At 41.8% G+C, this 20,346-nt stretch carries 22 protein-coding genes; 13 read left to right on the top strand and 9 right to left on the bottom strand.

Annotated elements, in window-relative coordinates; genetic code table 11:
- The first annotated feature begins 91 nt into the window (after positions 1-91).
- The 4 genes from BUC01_RS04425 to BUC01_RS04410 are packed head-to-tail and all read left to right on the top strand — an operon-like array spanning position 92 to position 4,392.
- Positions 92-985, top strand: a complete 894-nt coding sequence (locus BUC01_RS04425; protein WP_073312854.1) for an electron transfer flavoprotein subunit beta/FixA family protein — start codon at positions 92-94, stop codon at positions 983-985.
- A gap of 5 nt (positions 986-990) precedes the next feature.
- Positions 991-2,010 carry an electron transfer flavoprotein subunit alpha/FixB family protein gene (locus BUC01_RS04420; RefSeq protein WP_073312852.1) on the top strand — a complete coding sequence of 340 codons (1,020 nt, stop codon included), beginning with the start codon at positions 991-993 and terminating at the stop codon, positions 2,008-2,010.
- A 13-nt stretch (positions 2,011-2,023) separates the two neighbouring features.
- On the top strand, positions 2,024-2,665 hold the full coding sequence (locus BUC01_RS04415) for an energy transducer TonB (protein WP_073312850.1): 642 nt from the start codon (positions 2,024-2,026) through the stop codon (positions 2,663-2,665).
- A 20-nt stretch (positions 2,666-2,685) separates the two neighbouring features.
- Positions 2,686-4,392: an acyl-CoA dehydrogenase family protein gene (locus tag BUC01_RS04410; RefSeq protein WP_073312848.1), complete on the top strand. Its 1,707-nt coding sequence runs from the start codon at positions 2,686-2,688 to the stop codon at positions 4,390-4,392.
- A gap of 135 nt (positions 4,393-4,527) precedes the next feature.
- Here BUC01_RS04410 and BUC01_RS04405 read toward each other — a convergent pair whose 3' ends face one another.
- Together BUC01_RS04405 and BUC01_RS04400 are read right to left on the bottom strand one after the other, a co-directional pair.
- Positions 4,528-5,166 carry a hypothetical protein gene (locus BUC01_RS04405; protein WP_073312846.1) on the bottom strand — a complete coding sequence of 213 codons (639 nt, stop codon included), beginning with the start codon at positions 5,164-5,166 and terminating at the stop codon, positions 4,528-4,530.
- A 25-nt stretch (positions 5,167-5,191) separates the two neighbouring features.
- The gene (locus tag BUC01_RS04400; protein ID WP_025831588.1) at positions 5,192-5,758 is read right to left on the bottom strand and encodes a hypothetical protein; all 567 of its coding nucleotides are present in this window, start codon (positions 5,756-5,758) and stop codon (positions 5,192-5,194) included.
- Between the two features lie 534 nt (positions 5,759-6,292).
- Here BUC01_RS04400 and BUC01_RS04395 point away from each other — a divergent pair.
- The 6 genes from BUC01_RS04395 (at position 6,293) to BUC01_RS04370 (ending at position 11,016) form a co-directional block, all read left to right on the top strand.
- Entirely contained in the window at positions 6,293-7,444 is a 1,152-nt protein-coding gene (locus tag BUC01_RS04395) for a site-specific integrase (RefSeq protein ID WP_025831586.1), read from the top strand.
- A 10-nt stretch (positions 7,445-7,454) separates the two neighbouring features.
- Positions 7,455-8,126: a hypothetical protein gene (locus BUC01_RS04390; protein WP_139261806.1), complete on the top strand. Its 672-nt coding sequence runs from the start codon at positions 7,455-7,457 to the stop codon at positions 8,124-8,126.
- Positions 8,127-8,341: 215 nt separating this feature from the next.
- Entirely contained in the window at positions 8,342-8,626 is a 285-nt protein-coding gene (locus tag BUC01_RS04385; RefSeq protein ID WP_073312919.1) for a helix-turn-helix transcriptional regulator, read from the top strand.
- Positions 8,623-9,147, top strand: a complete 525-nt coding sequence (locus BUC01_RS04380) for a hypothetical protein (RefSeq protein WP_012056158.1) — start codon at positions 8,623-8,625, stop codon at positions 9,145-9,147. Before BUC01_RS04385 ends, BUC01_RS04380 begins: the two co-directional genes overlap by 4 nt.
- Before the next feature lie 48 nt (positions 9,148-9,195).
- The gene (locus tag BUC01_RS04375; RefSeq protein ID WP_073312844.1) at positions 9,196-10,131 is read left to right on the top strand and encodes a phage/plasmid replication protein; all 936 of its coding nucleotides are present in this window, start codon (positions 9,196-9,198) and stop codon (positions 10,129-10,131) included.
- Positions 10,132-10,545: 414 nt separating this feature from the next.
- A complete protein-coding gene (locus BUC01_RS04370) occupies positions 10,546-11,016 on the top strand; it encodes a hypothetical protein (protein ID WP_139261805.1) in 471 nt (156 codons plus the stop codon).
- Positions 11,017-11,185: 169 nt separating this feature from the next.
- Here BUC01_RS04370 and BUC01_RS26065 read toward each other — a convergent pair whose 3' ends face one another.
- From BUC01_RS26065 to BUC01_RS04340, 7 genes are all read right to left on the bottom strand, one after another.
- Entirely contained in the window at positions 11,186-11,320 is a 135-nt protein-coding gene (locus BUC01_RS26065) for a hypothetical protein (protein WP_262483995.1), read from the bottom strand.
- Between the two features lie 29 nt (positions 11,321-11,349).
- Positions 11,350-12,117, bottom strand: coding sequence for a hypothetical protein (locus BUC01_RS04365; RefSeq protein ID WP_025831577.1), 768 nt, complete (start codon positions 12,115-12,117; stop codon positions 11,350-11,352).
- A gap of 443 nt (positions 12,118-12,560) precedes the next feature.
- Positions 12,561-12,944, bottom strand: coding sequence for a hypothetical protein (locus BUC01_RS04360; RefSeq protein WP_025831575.1), 384 nt, complete (start codon positions 12,942-12,944; stop codon positions 12,561-12,563).
- A gap of 43 nt (positions 12,945-12,987) precedes the next feature.
- Positions 12,988-13,899: a helix-turn-helix transcriptional regulator gene (locus tag BUC01_RS04355; protein WP_073312842.1), complete on the bottom strand. Its 912-nt coding sequence runs from the start codon at positions 13,897-13,899 to the stop codon at positions 12,988-12,990.
- Between the two features lie 199 nt (positions 13,900-14,098).
- Positions 14,099-15,157 carry a ribosome small subunit-dependent GTPase A gene (gene rsgA, locus BUC01_RS04350; RefSeq protein WP_073312840.1) on the bottom strand — a complete coding sequence of 353 codons (1,059 nt, stop codon included), beginning with the start codon at positions 15,155-15,157 and terminating at the stop codon, positions 14,099-14,101.
- 18 nt (positions 15,158-15,175) lie between these two features.
- Complete coding sequence (locus tag BUC01_RS04345; protein ID WP_025831574.1) at positions 15,176-15,949, bottom strand: class I SAM-dependent methyltransferase; 774 nt, start codon at positions 15,947-15,949, stop codon at positions 15,176-15,178.
- Between the two features lie 28 nt (positions 15,950-15,977).
- Positions 15,978-16,496, bottom strand: a complete 519-nt coding sequence (locus BUC01_RS04340; RefSeq protein WP_025831572.1) for a GNAT family N-acetyltransferase — start codon at positions 16,494-16,496, stop codon at positions 15,978-15,980.
- A gap of 427 nt (positions 16,497-16,923) precedes the next feature.
- Between BUC01_RS04340 and BUC01_RS04335 the strand changes: the two genes are divergently transcribed.
- The 3 genes from BUC01_RS04335 (at position 16,924) to BUC01_RS04325 (ending at position 20,160) form a co-directional block, all read left to right on the top strand.
- A complete protein-coding gene (locus BUC01_RS04335) occupies positions 16,924-18,324 on the top strand; it encodes a hypothetical protein (protein ID WP_025831569.1) in 1,401 nt (466 codons plus the stop codon).
- Between the two features lie 127 nt (positions 18,325-18,451).
- Entirely contained in the window at positions 18,452-19,228 is a 777-nt protein-coding gene (locus BUC01_RS04330; RefSeq protein WP_073312838.1) for a class I SAM-dependent methyltransferase, read from the top strand.
- Positions 19,225-20,160: an acyltransferase family protein gene (locus BUC01_RS04325; RefSeq protein WP_025831565.1), complete on the top strand. Its 936-nt coding sequence runs from the start codon at positions 19,225-19,227 to the stop codon at positions 20,158-20,160. The genes BUC01_RS04330 and BUC01_RS04325 overlap by 4 nt, the downstream gene beginning before the upstream one ends.
- Positions 20,161-20,346 lie beyond the last annotated feature (186 nt).

The following is a 20,346-nucleotide window of genomic DNA, read 5'->3' as shown; positions in this document are numbered from 1 at the left end:
CCGGACAATTTCAGTAGCTGGACTTTATGACCTCCTACTCCTATTCCCGGCGCTGACATATTGAAAAATACTAATACTAAATATTAATAACATGAGTTTGAAAATCGTAGTATTGGCTAAACAAGTTCCCGACACACGCAACGTTGGGAAAGATGCCATGAAAGCCGACGGCACCATTAACCGCGCGGCACTCCCCGCCATCTTCAACCCCGAAGACTTGAACGCCCTTGAGCAAGCCCTCCGACTGAAAGATGCACATCCGGGCTCCACCGTAACCATCCTTACGATGGGACCGGGACGCGCAGCCGAAGTAATTCGTGAAGGACTGTTCCGCGGCGCCGACAATGGTTATCTGTTGACCGACCGTGCTTTTGCCGGTGCAGATACCCTTGCCACTTCGTATGCCCTTGCCACTGCCATCAAGAAGATAGGCGAGTATGACATCATCATCGGCGGACGCCAGGCCATCGACGGCGACACAGCCCAGGTAGGCCCGCAGGTTGCCGAAAAACTCGGTCTGACGCAGATTACGTATGCCGAAGAAATCCTGAACGTTGAAAAAACCACCGGACGCGTGGTTGTGAAACGTCATATCGACGGAGGCGTGGAAACCGTAGAAGGCCCGCTGCCCATCGTCATCACCGTAAACGGAAGCGCAGCACCCTGCCGTCCGCGCAACGCCAAACTGGTACAGAAGTACAAACGCGCCCTCGGTGCACAGGAGAAAGCCACCATCACCAAAGAAGGCGCTGTCCTGCCCTATGCCGACCTCTACGAGAAGTACCCTTATCTGAACATCACCGAATGGAGTGTGGCCGACGTCAACGGCGACCTGGAACAATGCGGCCTCAGCGGCTCGCCCACCAAAGTGAAAGCCATTCAGAACATCTCCTTCCAAGCCAAGGAAAGCCGCACGCTGACCGGAAGCGACCAGGATGTAGAAGATCTTATTGTTGAACTGTTAGCTAACCACACCATCGGATAAAAGTTATGAATAACGTATTTGTATATTGTGAGATTGAAGGCACCATAGTTGCCGAAGTAAGTCTCGAACTCCTTACCAAAGGACGCAAGTTAGCTAATCAACTGGGCTGCCAACTGGAAGCCGTGGTTGCCGGTACTAACCTTGCAGGTATCGAAAAACAAGTATTGCCTTTCGGCGTCGACCGTCTTCACATCTTCGACGCTCCGGGCTTGTTCCCCTATACTTCACTGCCCCACTCTTCTGTACTCATCAACCTGTTCAAGGAAGAAAAACCGCAAATCTGCCTTATGGGTGCCACCGTTATCGGTCGCGACCTTGGTCCGCGCGTTTCTTCCGCACTGACCAGCGGACTGACTGCCGACTGTACTTCACTGGAAATCGGCGAGCACGAAGACAAGAAAGCAGGCGTAACATATGAAAACCTGTTGTATCAGATTCGCCCCGCCTTCGGTGGTAACATCGTGGCAACCATCGTCAACCCCGAACACCGCCCGCAGATGGCAACCGTTCGCGAAGGTGTGATGAAGAAAGAAATCCTCGATGCCAACTATCAGGGTGAAGTTATCAACCACGACGTTGCCAAGTATGTACCCACTACGGATTATATAGTGAAAGTCATCGACCGCCACGTGGAAAAAGCAAAACACAACCTGAAAGGCGCGCCGATTGTCGTAGCCGGTGGTTACGGTATGGGTAGCCGCGAGAACTTCGATATGTTGTTCGAACTGGCTAAAGAACTCCACGCCGAAGTAGGCGGTAGCCGTGCAGCCGTCGATGCCGGTTTCTGCGACCATGATCGTCAGATCGGTCAGACTGGTATTACGGTGCGTCCGAAACTTTATATCGCTTGCGGTATCTCCGGACAAATCCAGCACATTGCCGGTATGCAGGAGAGCGGCATCATCATCTCTGTCAACAATGATGAGAATGCTCCGATTAACACCATCGCCGACTATGTAATCAACGGCACGGTGGAAGAAGTCATTCCGAAAATGATTAAATACTATAAAGAAAACAGTAAGTAAATTTATAAACGAAATGAAGGGAGTCATCATTACTATATGCCTATTCTGTGCATGCGGAATGCTGAATGCCCAGAACAAAATTCCGAAAAACGGCAAGCACGTCTATTCATACGCCAACGGAAATGACAGCATAGTGTGCTTCTATAAAAACGGAAGATTGGTAGGACAACGGACAGAGTATTATCCCAATGGGCAAATACGGCTAATATCGACCTACAAGAATGGGCGCAAGCTGAACTTGAAGCAATATTATGAAAATGGAGCCTTGAAGCGTGAGGAGCTCATGAACGGCGATTTTTCCGAAGGGCATCTATATGATATTGATGGCAAAGAATTGGACTTCATTCCTTACATGGAACTACCTCAGTTCCCCGGAGGAAATGCCGAGCTATCAAAACTGATAGCCCAATACACCAAGTATCCTCCGCAGGCCGTAAAAGATAAAAAGCAAGGATTAGTGCTCATAAAATGTTCGATAGACAAGGAAGGCAATCCTAAGATGGCAGAAGTTGTGAAGAGTGTTTGTCCCGAACTGGACAAGGAAGCAATGAGAGTGGTAGGTTTCTTGACGATGACTTACAAATTCACTCCCGGGAAGATAGAAGGACATCCGGTTAACATGCACTTCACCATCCCCGTCAATTTTCGTTTATAACTAAAAACAATAAAAAGATTATGGCAAATTTTTATACCGAAGTTCCTGAATTGAAGTTCCAACTGAACAACCCGATGATGGAACGTATCTGCGAGCTGAAAGAACGCGGATACGAAGATAAAGACAAATTTGACTACGCTCCGCAGGACTACTCGGATGCGATGGACTCATACGATAAGGTGCTCGAAATCACCGGAGAAATCACCGGAGAGATTATCAACCCCAATGCCGAAGGCGTGGACGAAGAAGGTCCCCACTGTGCCAACGGCCGCGTGGAATATGCCAGTGGTACAAGACAGAATCTGGATGCCATGGTGAAAGCCGGACTGAACGGTATGACCATGCCCCGCCGTTTCGGTGGATTGAACTTCCCCATCACTCCGTACACCATGTGTGCTGAAATCGTGGCTGCTGCCGATGCCGGTTTCGGTAACATCTGGTCTTTGCAGGATTGTATCGAAACGCTGTACGAATTCGGTAACGAAGATCAGCACAGCCGTTTCATTCCGCGCATCTGTGCCGGCGAAACCATGTCAATGGACTTGACCGAACCCGATGCAGGTTCCGACTTGCAGAGCGTAATGCTGAAAGCTACTTTCGACGAGAAAGAAAATTGCTGGCGCCTGAACGGTGTGAAGCGTTTCATCACGAATGGTGACGCTGACCTGCACCTCGTACTGGCCCGTTCGGAAGAAGGAACAAAGGATGGCCGCGGTCTTTCCATGTTCATCTACGACAAGCGCGAAGGTGGTGTAGACGTGCGCCGCATTGAAAATAAATTAGGTATTCACGGTTCTCCAACTTGCGAGCTCGTTTATAAGAATGCAAAATGCGAACTTTGCGGTGACCGCAAGCTCGGTTTGATTAAATACGTAATGGCATTGATGAACGGTGCCCGTCTGGGTATTGCCGCACAATCGGTAGGTTTGTCTCAGGCAGCTTACAATGAAGGTCTGGCTTATGCAAAAGACCGTAAACAGTTCGGCAAAGCTATCATCGAATTCCCGGCAGTATATGACATGCTGGCCATCATGAAAGCTAAGTTGGATGCAGGCCGCGCCCTGTTATACCAAACTTCCCGCTACGTAGACATCTACAAAGCATTGGAAGATATCTCCCGCGAACGCAAGCTGACTCCGGAAGAACGTCAGGAACAGAAGAAATATTCCAAACTTGCCGATGCCTTCACTCCGCTGGCAAAAGGTATGAACTCCGAATATGCCAACCAGAACGCTTACGACTGTATCCAGATTCATGGTGGTTCCGGTTTCATGTTGGAATATGCCTGCCAACGTATTTATCGTGATGCACGTATTACCAGCATCTATGAAGGCACTACTCAATTACAGACCGTAGCCGCTATCCGTTACGTAACGAACGGTTCGTATGCCGCTACTCTCCGTGATTATGAAACAATTCCTTGCAGTGAAGAAATGCAACCGCTGATGGATCGCCTGAAAGAGATGACGAATAAGTTCGAGGCTGTCACCAATGCAACGAAAGAAGCCGCCAACCAAGAACTCTTGGACTTCGTAGCCCGCCGTCTTTACGAAATGGCAGCTGTATGCGTAATGTCTCATCTTCTCATCCAGGATGCAACCAAAGCACCTGAGTTGTTCGCAAAATCAGCTGTTGTTTATCTGAACTATGCTGAAGCTGAAGTAGAAAAACACTTCAATTTCATCCGCAAGTTCAAGGCTAAGGAGCTGGAAAGCTATCGCAAGTAATTGAGGTCTGCAATATAAGATCTAGAAGAATATCAAAATAAAAGTGAACCTTAGAAATCCTGATATAGATTTTTTAGGGTTCACTTTTTATTCTAATGACTCGGCCATTCACTTAACATACAACTAACCAGAAAACTACGGACGTTTTTTTATCTTCATATGACCCAATCCATGCTTTTTCTTTCCTTTTCCCTCTCCCCCCTCAAGATTAGCAAATGGAAGTATTGGTCCCTTTGTAAATAACCTCTCTCTAACACTATCAGAAACCAGCTCGCCAAATTTGGATAACATATCAGCTTCAATACAACCGGAATTTGGACATTCAACATAAAAAACGTGTAAGTCATTCAAATTCTTGAGCATCTTTATCCAATGTCCTCCGGCATGTGGTCCTGCCTCTCCTATAGCAGTCTTATAATACTCCCGAACCCGATTACCAATTCCGCCACTTGACTTTCGCATTGGTGCTTTTCCGATATATAATATGTTTTCATTGGGAATCCAAAACTCAGCCAGTCTTCCTTTTATAACTTCAGCATCTCGAGTTTCTTCTTTATCAATAGTAAAGTAACCGAGTTTCTGAATCCAAGCTTCTAAAATAGTCATTGAAATAGGGACCTCTTCTATCGTCCTGTTCAACTCTGCATTTTCCGATAAAGAAACGATATAAACACCTCCTTTTTTGCAATCAATCGGGGTATTCCATTTTACCACTTTAATGGCAATGGGTGGCAACCCGACTTCTTCTACTAATTGTTTGATGGTTATTGGCATATTATGTATGTTTCAAATTGATATATTATTTTTTTACAAGATATTTTACAGGTATGAGAGCCGATGCTCCATCAGAAAGCCTTTCTACCCTATAATGGTCGGGAAAACCTCGTACTACATCTCTTGTTATTTTTACTTGATCTCCTTGATAAAAATGGATGGTTTGTTTGTTCCCTATTATTTCCAAGGTTTTCATTCGGTCACCATCCACGGCTGCTTTCACTAAGGCTTTTTCAACTTCCACATTAATTGCGGCATCATAATCCTTTGTGATAATGTAAATAGCATGCATATCTGGTTTATCAATAATAGAAGTGTAAACAAACAGACATAGAAAAGTTATAATACATCCCCATATCAATAGTTGCTTCTTCTGCTTTATGGATTCTTGCATCTTCTGCTTCATATTATTATTGTATTGCTTTTGTAGCTGCTCTTTATGTTTATCAAAGGTAATTAATTCTTTGTGACAATGAGGACACTCAAAAATGATATCGGATTTTGCTGGTGCTTCGATAACTCTGTTGCAGGAAGGGCATTCAACCATAGCAATCTCCCCTTTTTTTTCCATTTTGATATTACTCTGTTTCATATTCAATTTATATTTAGCTATTTTATATGTATGCGTAAAAGTTTTTAATAGACATGCTGAGCAAATAGCAAAAAAGAATGCTTAGTGGTATTAATAATACATCTAACAACACTCTTATTATTTTTCTGTAATAACAAATTCTGACACCAATCTTATTCGATATTAAGATATGGACTTGTATATCTTCCATTTGATTTATATAACATTTGTGATCCATAGATATAAAATTTAAATTATTTGTTAATCTATAAACGGAGCAAGAATCATAGATATCAAAATCAATATACAAAACAAGATAACAAGTATGATAGGTATTGCCAATAACCTACACTACAAAAACCAATATCAATTAAACTACAACTAAAAGCAATTATTATCAGTTATTTGAGTGATTTATTACAATAGGAAATGAGGCTTGATTTGTCTTTCTTTTGGTAATTATTGAGTTATTTTTGTTACTTGTTTGTTACTTGTATTTGTCGAGTAACAAAAAATGTCTATATTTGCCAGTGGTAACAAATCAACATTATAGCTATGGCAAAGAAGAAAAAAGCCCTCAAAGCCAAAGAACCTATCAAGCTAAGGGCAAAAAGTCTATCCAATGGCAATAAAAGCCTCTATCTGGATATTTACAAGGATGGTAAAAGAACCTATGAATTTTTAAAGCTGTATATCATTCCAGAAGTGGATGAAACGGCAAAGGCGAGAAATGCAAATACCTTACAGGCAGCAAACGCTATTAAGGCACAAAAGATTATAGAACTTACAAACGATGAGGCAGGAGTAACAAAAAACACCTCTCGTTCCAAGATGCTTTTGATTGACTGGATGAGGCATTATAGCGACCACAAACTAAAAACGGGGCAAAGTGCCGCTTTTCATATCCAGATAGACAAAGCAATAAAGCACCTTATAAAATACAAAGGCGATACCGTTACAATGAAAGAAGTTGATAAGTCTTATTGTTTAGGTTTTATCGACTATCTGAATAACGCCAAAAGAAAAGATGGCAAACTAATGGCTAAAGTAACAACAGCAGGTTATTTTAGATGCTTGAATTGTGCCTTAAACCTTGCTGTAAAAGAAGAAATTATACCTTACAACCCTATCACAAAGATTAATCCAGACGACAGGATTAAGATACCAGAAAGCACACGTGAATATTTGACGGTTGATGAGATTAAATTACTGATAGCCTCCAAGTGCATCAATGAACCCACCAAACAGGCTTATTTGTTCAGTTGCTTTTGTGGTTTGAGATTAGGTGACATACAGGCTTTGACGTGGGGCGATGTTATTTTAGACGGTAGCCAATACAGGGTAAAGATTGTAATGAAGAAAACCCAAAAGACTTTGTATTTGCCTTTGTCTGATGAGGCTTTAAAGTGGATGCCCAACCGGGACGATGCAAAGGACACTGATAAAATCTTTCATTTGCCTTATGCAACTTATATCAATGTAGTACTGAAAACGTGGGCACAAAATAGCGGTATTACAAAAACGATAACTTTCCACACGGCCCGGCACACCTTCGCTACTATGATGCTCACTTTAGGGGCTGATTTGTACACAACAAGCAAACTGTTAGGACATACACAGGTGAAAACTACTACCATTTATGCCAAGATAGTGGATAAGAAAAAAGATGAGGCGGTAAACCTTGTAAATAACGTGTTTAACAAATAAAGTGGGTAACGTGAAAATTCCAGAAATTGATTACATTCTATCTGACAGAGAAATAACGGACATGGTAGATGGTATTTATAAACAAAACTATGAATACTATAATATTGATGAAAACGGCTTTATATTAGGCTATAAAGACCAAAAAGGGCTTGCAGAGAAAGAGTATCTTACAGAACTTCTTTGCAAGTGGAGAAAAATTAACAGGTGGTTGAATGATGGTGCATCCCAGTATGAACGTGTAACGTTCGCTATGATTGAAGAAAAAGAAAAAGAGCGTGCCACCCTCTACAGGCAAATAGAAAATGCCTTAAACGGCAAATTTGCAATAAATAATAACCAAGAAAGTCTACCTATAGAAAAATTATTTCGTTTACCAAATAAACAAAAATCCGTTCAAAAACAAGGGCGACAAAGTAAACCATTTAAAAAATGTCTGCAAAACGATGATGGTTTCAGACTTCAAAGGTTACACGCTGTAATGAAAGGGAAAAAAGGAAAAGAGGCAGCATTAACTATAAAAGTAGCAATACAAATAGGTTGGATAACAAAACCCACATTCAAAGCCGTAGAAGACGAGTTTGGCGATATTGGGAATAGAAGTAACTACAACAAGTATATCAACGAGGATAGGTTTACCAACGATGAAATAGACGGCATGAAGAACACCCTATTATCTAATTAGAGTACTTTAAAAATGGTATTTAGTAGCATTTAATAGGCACAAATAGAGTGGCTATTAAGTGCTATTTTTTTGTTTACTATCAGGCTGATTTTCTTGTTTATGTTTGCATTGTTCTTACAACGGTGATAGTTGGTAACACCGTTTTGAATGTGCAAATAGGCAGAACCGACCAACGTACTGCATTAAGGCACAACTTCCATATAAATACCAAGACAATGGAAGAAAAGATTAACAAAATATTGGTTTATTCCTTGTTGGCTGCAAAGAATGTGCTAACATTGGAAGATGTAGCCTTATTGACGGGGCTAAGTAAATCCCACCTGTACCGCTTAACGTGTACCCACCAGATACCCTATTATCGTCCAAACGGGAAACAAATATACTTTGACCGTTCAGAGGTGGAAGCGTGGATGAAACAGAACCGAGTAGCGACCATTAAGGAGACAGAACAACAGGCTATTGCCTATGTGGTTACAGGAAAGAAAGGGGGAAACTTATGATAACGCCCAATATTCTTTATTATGCACGTCTGGAATTTGATGCAACAAGCAAGAAAACGCCCAAATATGTAGTGACAGCACAAGCGGGTTATTATCCACCGATAGAAACTATTACAGGCAGGAACGGTAAAGTATCAATGTACCTTATGGAAAAGCTGAAAGAGAACGCAAATGTTCCATCTATAAGACTACAGGCTAAAAATGGCTTGAATTTTACAGGTTTGAAAGATTATTTTGTGGACGGTAAACTAAGTGGCTTTGCTTATGGCTACCCGTTGGCAGATAAGACATACAGTGCCAAGAACAAGGTTAACCCGTTCTTTGAGTATAAAGATGATGGCTTTTTGTTTATTGTTCACCAAGACGATAAAGCGGTAACAGAAACGGAAAAGATTAGACCGTCTTTTATTGAATTGATTGTTTTAGATGGTGCAAAAGTCTTGATTTCCTCTTATTGCAAACAACTTGTGATGGGTGGCTTTAATGAAGTATTGGATGCTTTGAGGAAACAAGCCAAATAAAGAAGTTCCTTATAATAAGTTGTAGGTTGTACCCAAATTTTGGTAACAATGTATGATAAGTTAAAGCTACTCTACCCAAGAATGAGAGGTACACCAGACATAAGCGGTTATCTGGATAAGGCAAAAGAGCAAACCGACCTTAAAACGGGGGAAGTTTGCATCTTTGGCAGTCTGGACGGGTTGAAAGTGTCTATCTATACAGGCGGTTACTCCATTATAGGCAGTTTGGCAAAATACCTGTATCCAAGCAATGTTTACCCACTTGACAGACATAGCACCATACAAGCGATAGAAAAGCTATCAGACGCTTTGCACATTGACATGAGAGAGGCAAAAGTTACAGGGCTTGAATTTGGAACACAGTTTGTAATGAGGAAGCCAGTAGATGAATATCTGAAAAAGTTGGGCGATATGCCCAAGTTGGCACGTTATCACTTCGATGTAGGTACGCTGTACTATAAGCACAAAGGGAAACAGCAACCCAAAGTATTTTGTTTTTACGATAAAAGGGCTGATGCTGATGCCAAAGGGTTGATAATGCCAGATGGTTTTGCTGGAACCAATTTGCTAAAGTATGAAATGAGATTGAACGGGCGACTACCTCAACAAATAGGTGTTCCAGAGGTACAAGCCTCGACATTATCAGAAAGTGAGTTTTACAGGTTGCTTGTAAGAAAGTGGCAGAAACACTATTTTTCAATATCCAAGTTAAACCAGCTAAAAACAAAGGTTATGAGTGAAATTAAGACCGTTTCAGATGCTTTTGATGTGTTGGTGGCACGTTTGATAAGCCAAAGCGACCAAAGCCAAATAACGGCTTTTTTGGAAGAGCTAAAAGATGCAAAAGTGTTTAATGACAGAAAGTGCTACACAAGGCTAAAAAAGAAAATTATTGAAGTGGCAAACAAGGCGGGCGTTTCTATATCCGATGAAGATATAAGGGAACTTGACGATGAGATTAAGAATGTTGGAGCATACGTGTAATTACAAGACCCTTATAATAAGTTGTATGTTGTTACCAAAAATTGGTAACAGGTAGAGACCCCAAGTGCAAATTTTAGAGTATATCCCTAAAATCTAAAATATTCTATGTGGTTATGTTGCATTCTACAATAATACAGATTCAGCCCTTTTTCTTTGTCCTTTATTGACTTATACTTATCTTTGCCGTGTAAAATTTGGAAATATTAGCGTTAGCTATTATTCAATGGAGTAAAAAACGACCAATAAAAATTACAGACCGTTGAGTAATGAGTGAACGCCCGTGCTATGCGTGGGCTGTACTTATTATTGGTCTGTGGGTTACTTGGTCGTACCTTTACTCCGATAACGTGCAAGCCCACGTTATTTTTTACATGGTCTGTGATATGATTTATCAACTATTCAAATAAACAGATTATGAAAAAAGTATTATTTATGATTTTCACAGTAATTCTATTCTGTGGGTGTGACAAAGACAGTGAAAAAGAAACAAACAATTCTTACTTAACAGAGTATGTCACAGGTAGAGAATATTCCCAGACCTTTTATTATGGCGGTAACTGTGGATATATCTCATCCGATGGGGGGCATAATGGAAGCTATTTTGAATCTATTTGTGGTAGATTGAGAGTAAGTTTATATGACTATGATAGTGATTTTGCAACAATAGACCCCACACGAGAATTAAAGAGTGAATTAGAAGAACTGAATAAAAATTCTAAGAATAAAGAACTTAAATACTATCTAACCGCTAATATTCATTTTCTTTATTCAAATGGTCAACTTCAAAATTTGTCATTAATAACCGATTGGAAAATAGTCATAGGAAAAATGGAAGAATATGTTTATAATAAACAGATTTATAATCGTTTAATTGTTATCGAATAAGATTTTGTTATTGAACACCAATAGAGGTTGGACATTTTAATTAGGCTGTTTAATTTAGATTCAGTATATTTGTGTTGTAAAAGCCCACAAGCCCAATAAAAAAAGGCTATTTTGTTACTGATTTGTTACCCACTTTCAAAACAAAGTGGGCTTTTTATTTAAATATCAATCAATTACAGTAAAAACTATTGGTAATCGCCAAACACCCTCCACAACCTTGCAAAAACTCAGCTTTTCCTTTTAAAAATTCGATTCGTGCTTTTTCGTATTCTGTAAGCTCTTTTATTTTTTCTTTATTATCCATTTTTATTCTCCTATTTTATAATATTACTATTAATGAAGTTTGGCATAACATTCATATACTGGGTCATTTGAGCCATCACTATTATAATACTCTAAAACACCATTTTCATTGATGCGACTAATGGGAGGATTCCCATTATTACAGTAATAAGTCGTTCCATTGATTTGCATATCAAGATATATTCTCACATTATTATCAGAAAAAGGCACTAATATTCCGTCCATGCTTTTTTGTTCAATCGAATCATAATCAAAATTGTGGATGATGTATATTATTGCTCCTTTCTTAAGATTGAAGCATGCAAGATTGACATTAACGTCTGCTATATCGGGATCTACAAAATAGTAGTCTGTACTGTTCTTAATAGAACGTTTTGTACATTCAAAAATAGTATTAGTACTATTCTCTCTTAGTTTAAACGTTCCATCTGTGATATGTTTTAATAAAGTATAGGAGCAATTGTCACCACTAAAAGTTTTACCTTTCCAAGTTCCAACATTCTGAAAATCAACCTTTCTCCCTTCTTTCTCTTCCTGCTTTTCTGTTTCTTCTATGAAGGCGTTCGTGAAAGTATTTTTAGGAATTTGAGTATTACTTTGAGTATTAAAAACATTTGTAGTATTCTTACTCTCAAAAGAAATTCCTAAAAGGTTTAAGAGAGCAAGAATCCAACATATGAAAAATAATCCTGATAAGATAGCAAGCAGTACATATGGAAATTCATACTTTTTAACACCGATACTTTTAGATAATATAATCCTTTCAATCGTCGGATTATTCGTTGTTTTTGTTTCCATGATTATCTTTTATTTGTACCACTATGGCTCCTAAATGGCATTAATGATCAAAAAGAAAGTGTGGAGTCATATCATCTATCTCGTTGGAGGCGTCTGGTAAAGCCCAAGTACAAATAGACAATATCCCCACACTTGTAATGTATATTACTTGAGTAAGCATATACAGACAAGTGATGAGCGTGATTGCTATTCCTCGTACTTTTAAAGTTTACCAGACTTTCCACGAAGGATAAAAGCTACACTTTCATCAATAAACTATGTATGTCCTAACCTATTAAGCCAAGACTTTGCAAAGCTACAAAAAAGTTTATTGATTATCAAGCTCAAAACGGGGATATTGTTATGTGGCACCTCCTTTGATAAATATCTGTTTTTAGGCCGCTAAATTCCAAAGCTGAGGTTTAGCCGCCTAAACGTCAGCTTTACATTCACCAAGTTTAGGTTTATAGTTCTTCTTCCTCATCATCCGCCAACGCATCATAAATTTCCGGTGGATAAGTGATTTCATCTTCCGGGTCGTCAAGATATTCGTCCAGATGTTCATTGAAAGTGTCATAGTCATTGGCATAATCGGAAGTTGAATTATAAATTTCTTTTGTAGCTTTCTTGTAAGATACATTTCTCTGCGATGCAGATGAACTTTTTAGTCGGGATGACTTATAACTAAAGCCACGTTGCGGAGGAGCAGCGTTTTCATTAAGACTTTTTTCCAACATACTTCTGTTCATTGCATCTTGATAAGAGTAGTAGCCGAAGACGGCAAAAACACAAAACACACTTATACCTTTCAGTAAATTAGCCTTTCTCTTATTACAACCGTTACTCATAGTCTTCTTCTTTAGATATAAAATTCTACAATTTGATTTGCCACTAAGCGTTCCTTTTCAACGCCTCCTCATAGACCTTCTTCACCCATTCCCTTAGGCGCATTGGCTTGATGACCGTCAGCGAACGGCTTCTTGCCAATAAAGCCATTACAAAGTCATTTGTAATACGCAAGCGAAGACAGATACGAAACTCTTCTTCATTATCCGTGAGGATTTCCTGCGAATGGTGCAGGGGGACAGATCTCAAGAAACTGCCGTCAAGCGCATCATAACTCAATTCGATTTCCTCAACAGGAATGTCTGTTTGATTCCAAATGCCGTAACTGTCTTTAAATAACTCTTCCACGTCAATATCCATGTTACGCCTAAAGGTCTCTTCATTAATAATCCGGAGATTGCGGATACAGTTCGCGCTGAATGTTTTCAATGTCCCGTTGTCGTAGGCAAGGAGATACCATCTCTGCTGATCTTCTTTCAAGTAATGGGGAAGAACTTTCTTTTCACGAATCTTGCCTCCTTCACGTATATAGATATAGTTGAAAGCCACCGGATGTGAAAACCTAATAGCTTTTATCAATAATGGAAGACATTCATAATCCATTGGACGGTGGTGTTCGGCCAAAACGTAAGTGTGCAGATTGGAAGTTCGATCAATAGCATTCAATAAATCAAAGTTCAGCAAAAGCCGATCGTATTGTTCTTGTTTCAAACTATCTTCTTCGTTGATAAAATAGCCTTTCCGCTGTTTGTCAAAACAGATACGAATGCCGAACAACTCTTCTATCTCGTTAAAATCCCGTTGCAGAGTGCGGAGGTCTACGGGACTTCCGTCACGTTCCTCCATACGATGTGCAATGTAGTTTTCCAGTTCTTCTCTCGGAACGTATTGCTGAGGTCCTTTCAATCTGTTAATAATAACCAGCATTCGTTGCAGGCCTTCTAGTTTTCTACCCATACTTTCATTTTAGTTAATGATTATAGTAGCAAAGATAACGAGGCTCGACGACAAAACTTGTCGTTCTATGAAAATCTTGATAATTTATCAATTATCGTTGATCATTTAGAAAAATGAATCGTAGAAAGCCACCAAAGATTAGAGGAGTAAATATGAAGGTATACCGTGGCACACCTTCATACTCCCCATAGGTATCGAATTACCTATCCTTCTTATAATTCTTGGCATAATGCTTCAGTACCTTCGAAAGCGTCTTTTCCTGTCCCTTCCTTTCATGCTCTGAGGTAGAGAAATACTGGGCCTCCCTGCGCAGCTTCAGATAGCTTTCGTACACACCCTGTTCCAAAGTGCCATTTGCAACAGCCTCTATCACAGCACAACCGGGTTCATTGGTATGGGTGCAATCCGCAAAACGGCACGTTCCTTCCAAATCAGAAATATCCAGCATGGACGACAGCACATCAGCACTGCCGGAAGTGATGCCGAATTCCCTGACTCCCGGAGTATCAAGCAATACGCCCGAATGTTCAAGCAACACCATTTCACGCCTTGTAGAAGTATGCCGCCCTTTGCCCGTGGAGTCACTGATAAAAGATGTTTCCAGCACTTCCTTCCCACACAGGGCATTAACCAGAGAACTCTTCCCCACACCGGACGAACCGATAAACACAATCGTTTCCCCCTCTCCGATAGACCGGCGCAATGCCTCTATCGTTTCCGGTGAATGAATGGAAGTCGTAAACACTTGTGCTTTCCCTGCCAGATGCTTCAAGGAGTCGGCAATTTCCTGTTCATTAAAGCCCAGGTCGGCCTTCGTCAGAATCAGTACAGGCTGAATATCTTCTTCCAGCACCTGAACCATGAAACGCTCCGCCCTCCGCACATTGAAGTTCGCATCCAGACTTTGCACAATAAACGCCTTATCCACATGAGCGGCTATCATTTGCTTGTCCGACACAGTGCCGCTCTTTTTGCGACAAAGCGTCCGGCTGCGTGGCAAAATATCCATAACAATGCCTCTTCCCTCATCCGTCGGTTGAAAAATCACCCAGTCTCCGGTGCAGGGATATTCGTTCGGCATCCTGCCATAAAGAATATTTCCCGACAGTTCGCAGAGATATAAACCGTCCTCAGCCACCACCTCATAGCAAGTCTTATGAGTAACCGTAACCCGCCCGTGAGGCAAGCCACTAAAAGGCGTCGACTGTTTCTGCCGGAACAGACTATCGTTCCAGCCATATAACAATAAATTATTCATTTTTTCTTCTCGTTTTATTTAATCACATTTCTGTCCTATAAAGAACACATAACCAAAATACTCTTTATACCGCTCATAGACAAGAATATCTTTCTTCATCAAATCAACAAACTTCTGCGCCGCCATACTGTTGTTATTCTCTTCCAGAAAGTCCCGCATACGGGTTTCCATCTGGGCATAATAGTTGACCACCCAGCAATATTCCGGCAATACAAAATGTGCTACCGGAAGATAACCCGCCTGTTCCATAATCCGCAGTTTTCCCGATACATTGTCTATTTCGGGAAAGTTTTGAAGGAAGTAATCCATATCGTCCGGACGCTTGTTCGTCAGCCAGCAACATTCTGAAACGGCTACATAACCTCCGGGCTTGATAAACTTTTTCCATTCGGTCAGTCCCTTTTCAAAGCCGATATTATAGATAGAACCTTCCGCCCAAAAGACATCGAATTCATTCGGACGGAAAGGCAACTCTGTCATCGAGCCTACCAATGCGGTGACTTTATCTTCCAGCTTGTCCCGCTTGATTCTTGCTTTCACACCTTCCACCATTTCGGGCAGCAGGTCCATCGCGATAATAGAGCAATCCATACTGGAAGCCAGAACAGACGTTTGAAAACCTGTTCCACACCCTAAATCCGCTATTTTAGGTTTGGCGGGAAGATCGGTAATAAAGCTCAGAGCTTTCAAAGTTTCAGCTTTTCCACCCGGTCCCTGACGATCTAAAGCTGAAAAATAATTGGCAATTAGTGTAAAATCAAATTCTGTGATTAACATATCTTCTTTACTCATGATATTTCGTATATAAAATGTTTGTAAACTACATATTAACTGTCCCTGTAACGTTCTTCAAAGCATCGGAAATGATTTCTTTAGCCAGAAGGTATTCAGCCGGATAAACTCCATGACCGATGCCATACAGGTGAGATGGCTTATAGCCGAATCTCTGATAATAATTGGGATCACCCAACAGGAAAGCCGCCCCGTAGCCTGACGCTTCGGCAATGCGGAAACCTTCCTTCATCAGTGCAGAGCCGACACCCTTGTTGCGATATTCCAGCAACACGGATAGCGGGGCTACCATCAGGACGTCATACTTGCTGCCATCCGGTTGGGCGACATACGTTTTTGTAAACATGATGTGCCCTGCCAGGTGCCCGTCAAGCTCTGCCACTAAGTCCAGTTCCGGAAGATAATTTCCGCCATTGCGCAGTCCTACGGCAAAGTCCTGCTCAGTTCCGTCTCTGTGTTCGGCAGTTTCAAAAGCTGTCTTTATCAAATTATATACGATAGGATAATCCGCTTCTGTTATTTGTCTTACTATAATATTCGTTTTCATATTTCTTTGTTTTTAAATAATACATAGATTGAATCGTTACGGAGAAATGCTCTCCGTAAAGTTTTCAAATAAAAGGGTACAAGAAATTTGTCCGAGACATGAAGTATGTCGAACAAAACAGAATAGTCCAGCCTGAGAGAAGAATTACCAGGCTGTTATTACGCGGATATTTTCGAAGTTTGTAGTTTCACGCCGCAAAGATAGGAAAGTTTGGATATGCAAACGAATAAATAATCAAAAAAATAATGCTGCATGTCTGGGAATCAGATTTTTTCGTGTACATTTGTCAAAACTAAAATTAGACAGCTATGATAGAAATTCCTGAATCTACTACCATTAGCCGCCAGGCAACAGACACTGGGCGGCAGTGTCTACTATTGTCCATGCTACCAGTAATAAAGGCAAGCATACTTTAATACACAGTCTTATGAAGCTGTTTACTATTCTACTATTATTATCATGCCTCATCTCGTGCAGTCTGCGCCCCAAAAAGAGCATAGACGACCGCATCAATGAAGCCATCGAACTGCAAAAGAACAAACAACCGGAAAAAGCCATGGCAATCTACTACCAGGTGCTTCCGGAGGTGGAAGACCTGAGCAAACGCTCCGTGGTATGTTACAATTTAGGAGTCATGTACCTGTGGGACCGCATATTCGACAAAGCATACGATATGCTTCATCAAGCCTACGTGTGCGACTCTATCCTGAAAGATACCTTCGCCATGAGCAGCCGTCTCAACTGTATGGGGAGTGCCCTGAACCATATGCAGGACTCCTTAAACGGAGAGCGGCTGCAAAGAAAAGCCCTGTGCCTGGCACATGCCGTAAACGACTCCGCCATGCTCTGCGAACTGTACAGCCACTTTGAATACGCACACCAGCGTCTGAGGCAATGGGACTCGGTAGCCCACTACATACAGCTTGCCATCCGCTATACCCCCGCAGGTCAATCACCATCAAAACAATATGCCACTTTGGGCGAAGTATACCGCATGAAAGGCGACGCAGACTCCGCCCGTTATTATTATAAGAAAGGAATGGCTTGTCCGGAGATAGACGCAAGGCTACCGGCTTATTTTTATAGCGCCCAGTTGGAATCGCACCTCGACAACCATCAGAAAGCCTACGAACACCTGCTTGCCTACACCATGAGTGCAGATACCATCTACGCACAACAGAAAACCACCGAGCTGGAAAAACTGGCTTACCAACATGAAGCCGAAATGAGAGTGCGCATAATAAAAGAAAAACAACATCAGTACATCGGCTTAGGCATTTTAGTGCTTGTAACCGCCGCCTTCATCTTCCTGCTTATTGTGCAAACTCTCCGAAAACGGAAACGCATCATCCGGCTGGAATACGAGAACGAACTGAAAAATCTCCGCGAGAAAATAACTTTGCTGAAAGAGAACTTACACTCCGAAAGCCACGAAAAAGAGCATATGCTGCAACAAATGGAAGAACAAATCAGCCAGTTGCGTAGCATTTCTTTCCGTCGCACTCCCATCTCCCGCCGCCTCGACACTCTTGCCGCCCAAAACAGTAAGGAGAAGAAGAACATCAAAGTGATGACCGAAAAGGAACAGGCCGAGTTGAAACAAGTCATCTTCGAAATTTATGGAGACCACATCAGCCAACTGCAAAGCCAACACCCCAAACTGACGGAAGCGGATTTGCTTTATTCCTGCCTCGCTTCTGCCGGATTAAGCACTTTCGCCATCGCTCTTTGCTTCGGTAACACCGACACCGGTATCGTTGCCCAACGCAAACGCCGGTTGAAGCTAAAAATGGGAACAGAAGAGACGGAAGAGGCGGACGAAGAGTAAAATGTCATAATCCATTATATAATTTCATTCATTTACAACGGATTACATTTTCTGAATGTCATCCGTTTTTTTTCTTTCCCTGCCCGTACAAGCCTAACTTTGTTGCATCAAAACAATAACTAAACGTATGCAGCAAAGACACGAAAACAGAAAGGCCTATTTTCAGGAACTGGCAGCGACCAGTGAGCTTCATTTCCTTCCCTACATTCACCGATTCACCTCCGTCACTCCCCAAAGCCGGATTCTTGAAATCGGTTGTGGCGAAGGTGGAAATCTGGTACCCTTTGCCCGCCTCAGCTGTCGGGTTACAGGGATTGATTTATCTGAAAACCGTATCCGACAAGCCCGCCAGTTTTTTCAGGAAGAAGGGTTGCCCGCCACTTTCATTGCCTCGGATATCTTTCAAATCACACAGTTGGAAGAAGCGTTCGACATCATACTGATTCACGATGTCATAGAGCACATCTCCGGAAAATGCCGCTTTCTGGAACATATCAAACGTTTCCTCGCTCCCGGCGGAATACTCTTCGTCAGCTTCCCTGCCTGGCAAATGCCTTTTGGAGGGCATCAGCAGATTTGCCGGAACAGATGCGTTTCCCGTCTGCCTTTCATCCATTTATTACCCGCAGGCGCTTACGGCAATTTATTACACCGCTTCGGCGAAAGCCAGGCACGCATCGAGGAGCTTCTCGACATACAGGAGTGCCGGACGAGCATCGAACTATTCGAGAAACTTCTCTCCACCTCCCGCTATCGGGTTCTTCACAAACAATTCTGGTTTATCAATCCGCATTACGAACAGAAATTTCACCTTAAACCGCGTAAGTTGCCACGTCTCATCGGTTCGATACCGCATCTGCGCAATTTTTTCTGTACCTCATGCTTTTATCTGATACAATCATGAGGAACCGTATCCATGAACTGGACTATCTGAAATGCCTGTTTATCACACTCATGGTCATCTTCCACTTGAGCTATATAGGAGACAAATATCCATATGCCAAAAGCATCGTATATACTTTCCATATGCCTGCCTTTCTACTGATTTCGGGCTATCTGATTAATGTGCATAAAAAGCCGAAAGTTTTTCTGAAAGCGATGGCATGGATATTCATTCCATACGCCATTATGGAAATCAGTTATGCCTGCATGTCTACGCTGTTTCCCGTTTGGGACGGGATAAAGGAAATCAGCGCCTCAGTTCTATTCAGCAAAGTGCTGCTTGATCCCATTGGGCCTTACTGGTATCTGCACACATTCATATTATGTGGCACGACCCATTATTTCGTGCATACTTATCTCCGGGCAAATCCATTTATCCGTCTGTTGGCAACAGGCAGTCTTCTTCTACTTTTCTCCTACGTCTTTCATTTGCTGACATTTGCCAATGCTTTCTATTTCATGGCAGGCACCGCTATCCATCTGAGCAAACGTTCGTTCCTGTCTTGTTTTCCCGCTTCTTTTCTTGCCATTATCCCTCTGATCTTTCTGTGCAGTCAGCCGGAGAATCTGAACAGAAGCACTTTAGGAGGAATATTAATCACCGGACTGGTCATCAGTTTCTCGCTGTACATCTACAAACATCTCCCCCATACAGCGAAACAGGCTTCCCTGTTCATCGGAAAGAACACATTGGTAATTCTTCTTTTCTCCCCTGTCTTTACCGCACTATCCAAACTCTTTCTGCCTTTCTTTTCATTCGACCCGACAGGAATATGCTTTCTCTGCACCGCCACAGCCACTACCCTGTATGGTAGCATTTTCATAGCATTCTGTCTGGATAAAGCACGCCTCTCTCCTTTCTTCTTCGGGAAGAGAGTTTCGCTGAAGAATTAAGAGCGGTTTCCGTACTAATATCATCGCTTTCTTTCTATCTTCTCCGGCAAATTTTATAGTCTTTTCTCCATCTTTCTTAAACCTCACTATGACCAACACCCGGATGTAAGCACTACCAACACCCGGGTGTTGGTAGTGCTTACATCCGGGTGTTGGTCATCCTAACATGGGGATGTTGGTTAGCTA

It is taken from the genome of Bacteroides stercorirosoris (assembly GCF_900142015.1).
Taxonomy (GTDB): Bacteria; Bacteroidota; Bacteroidia; order Bacteroidales; family Bacteroidaceae; genus Bacteroides; species Bacteroides stercorirosoris.
Note: the sequence above shows the minus strand (reverse complement) of the source record. Positions and strands in the feature narration are given on the sequence as shown.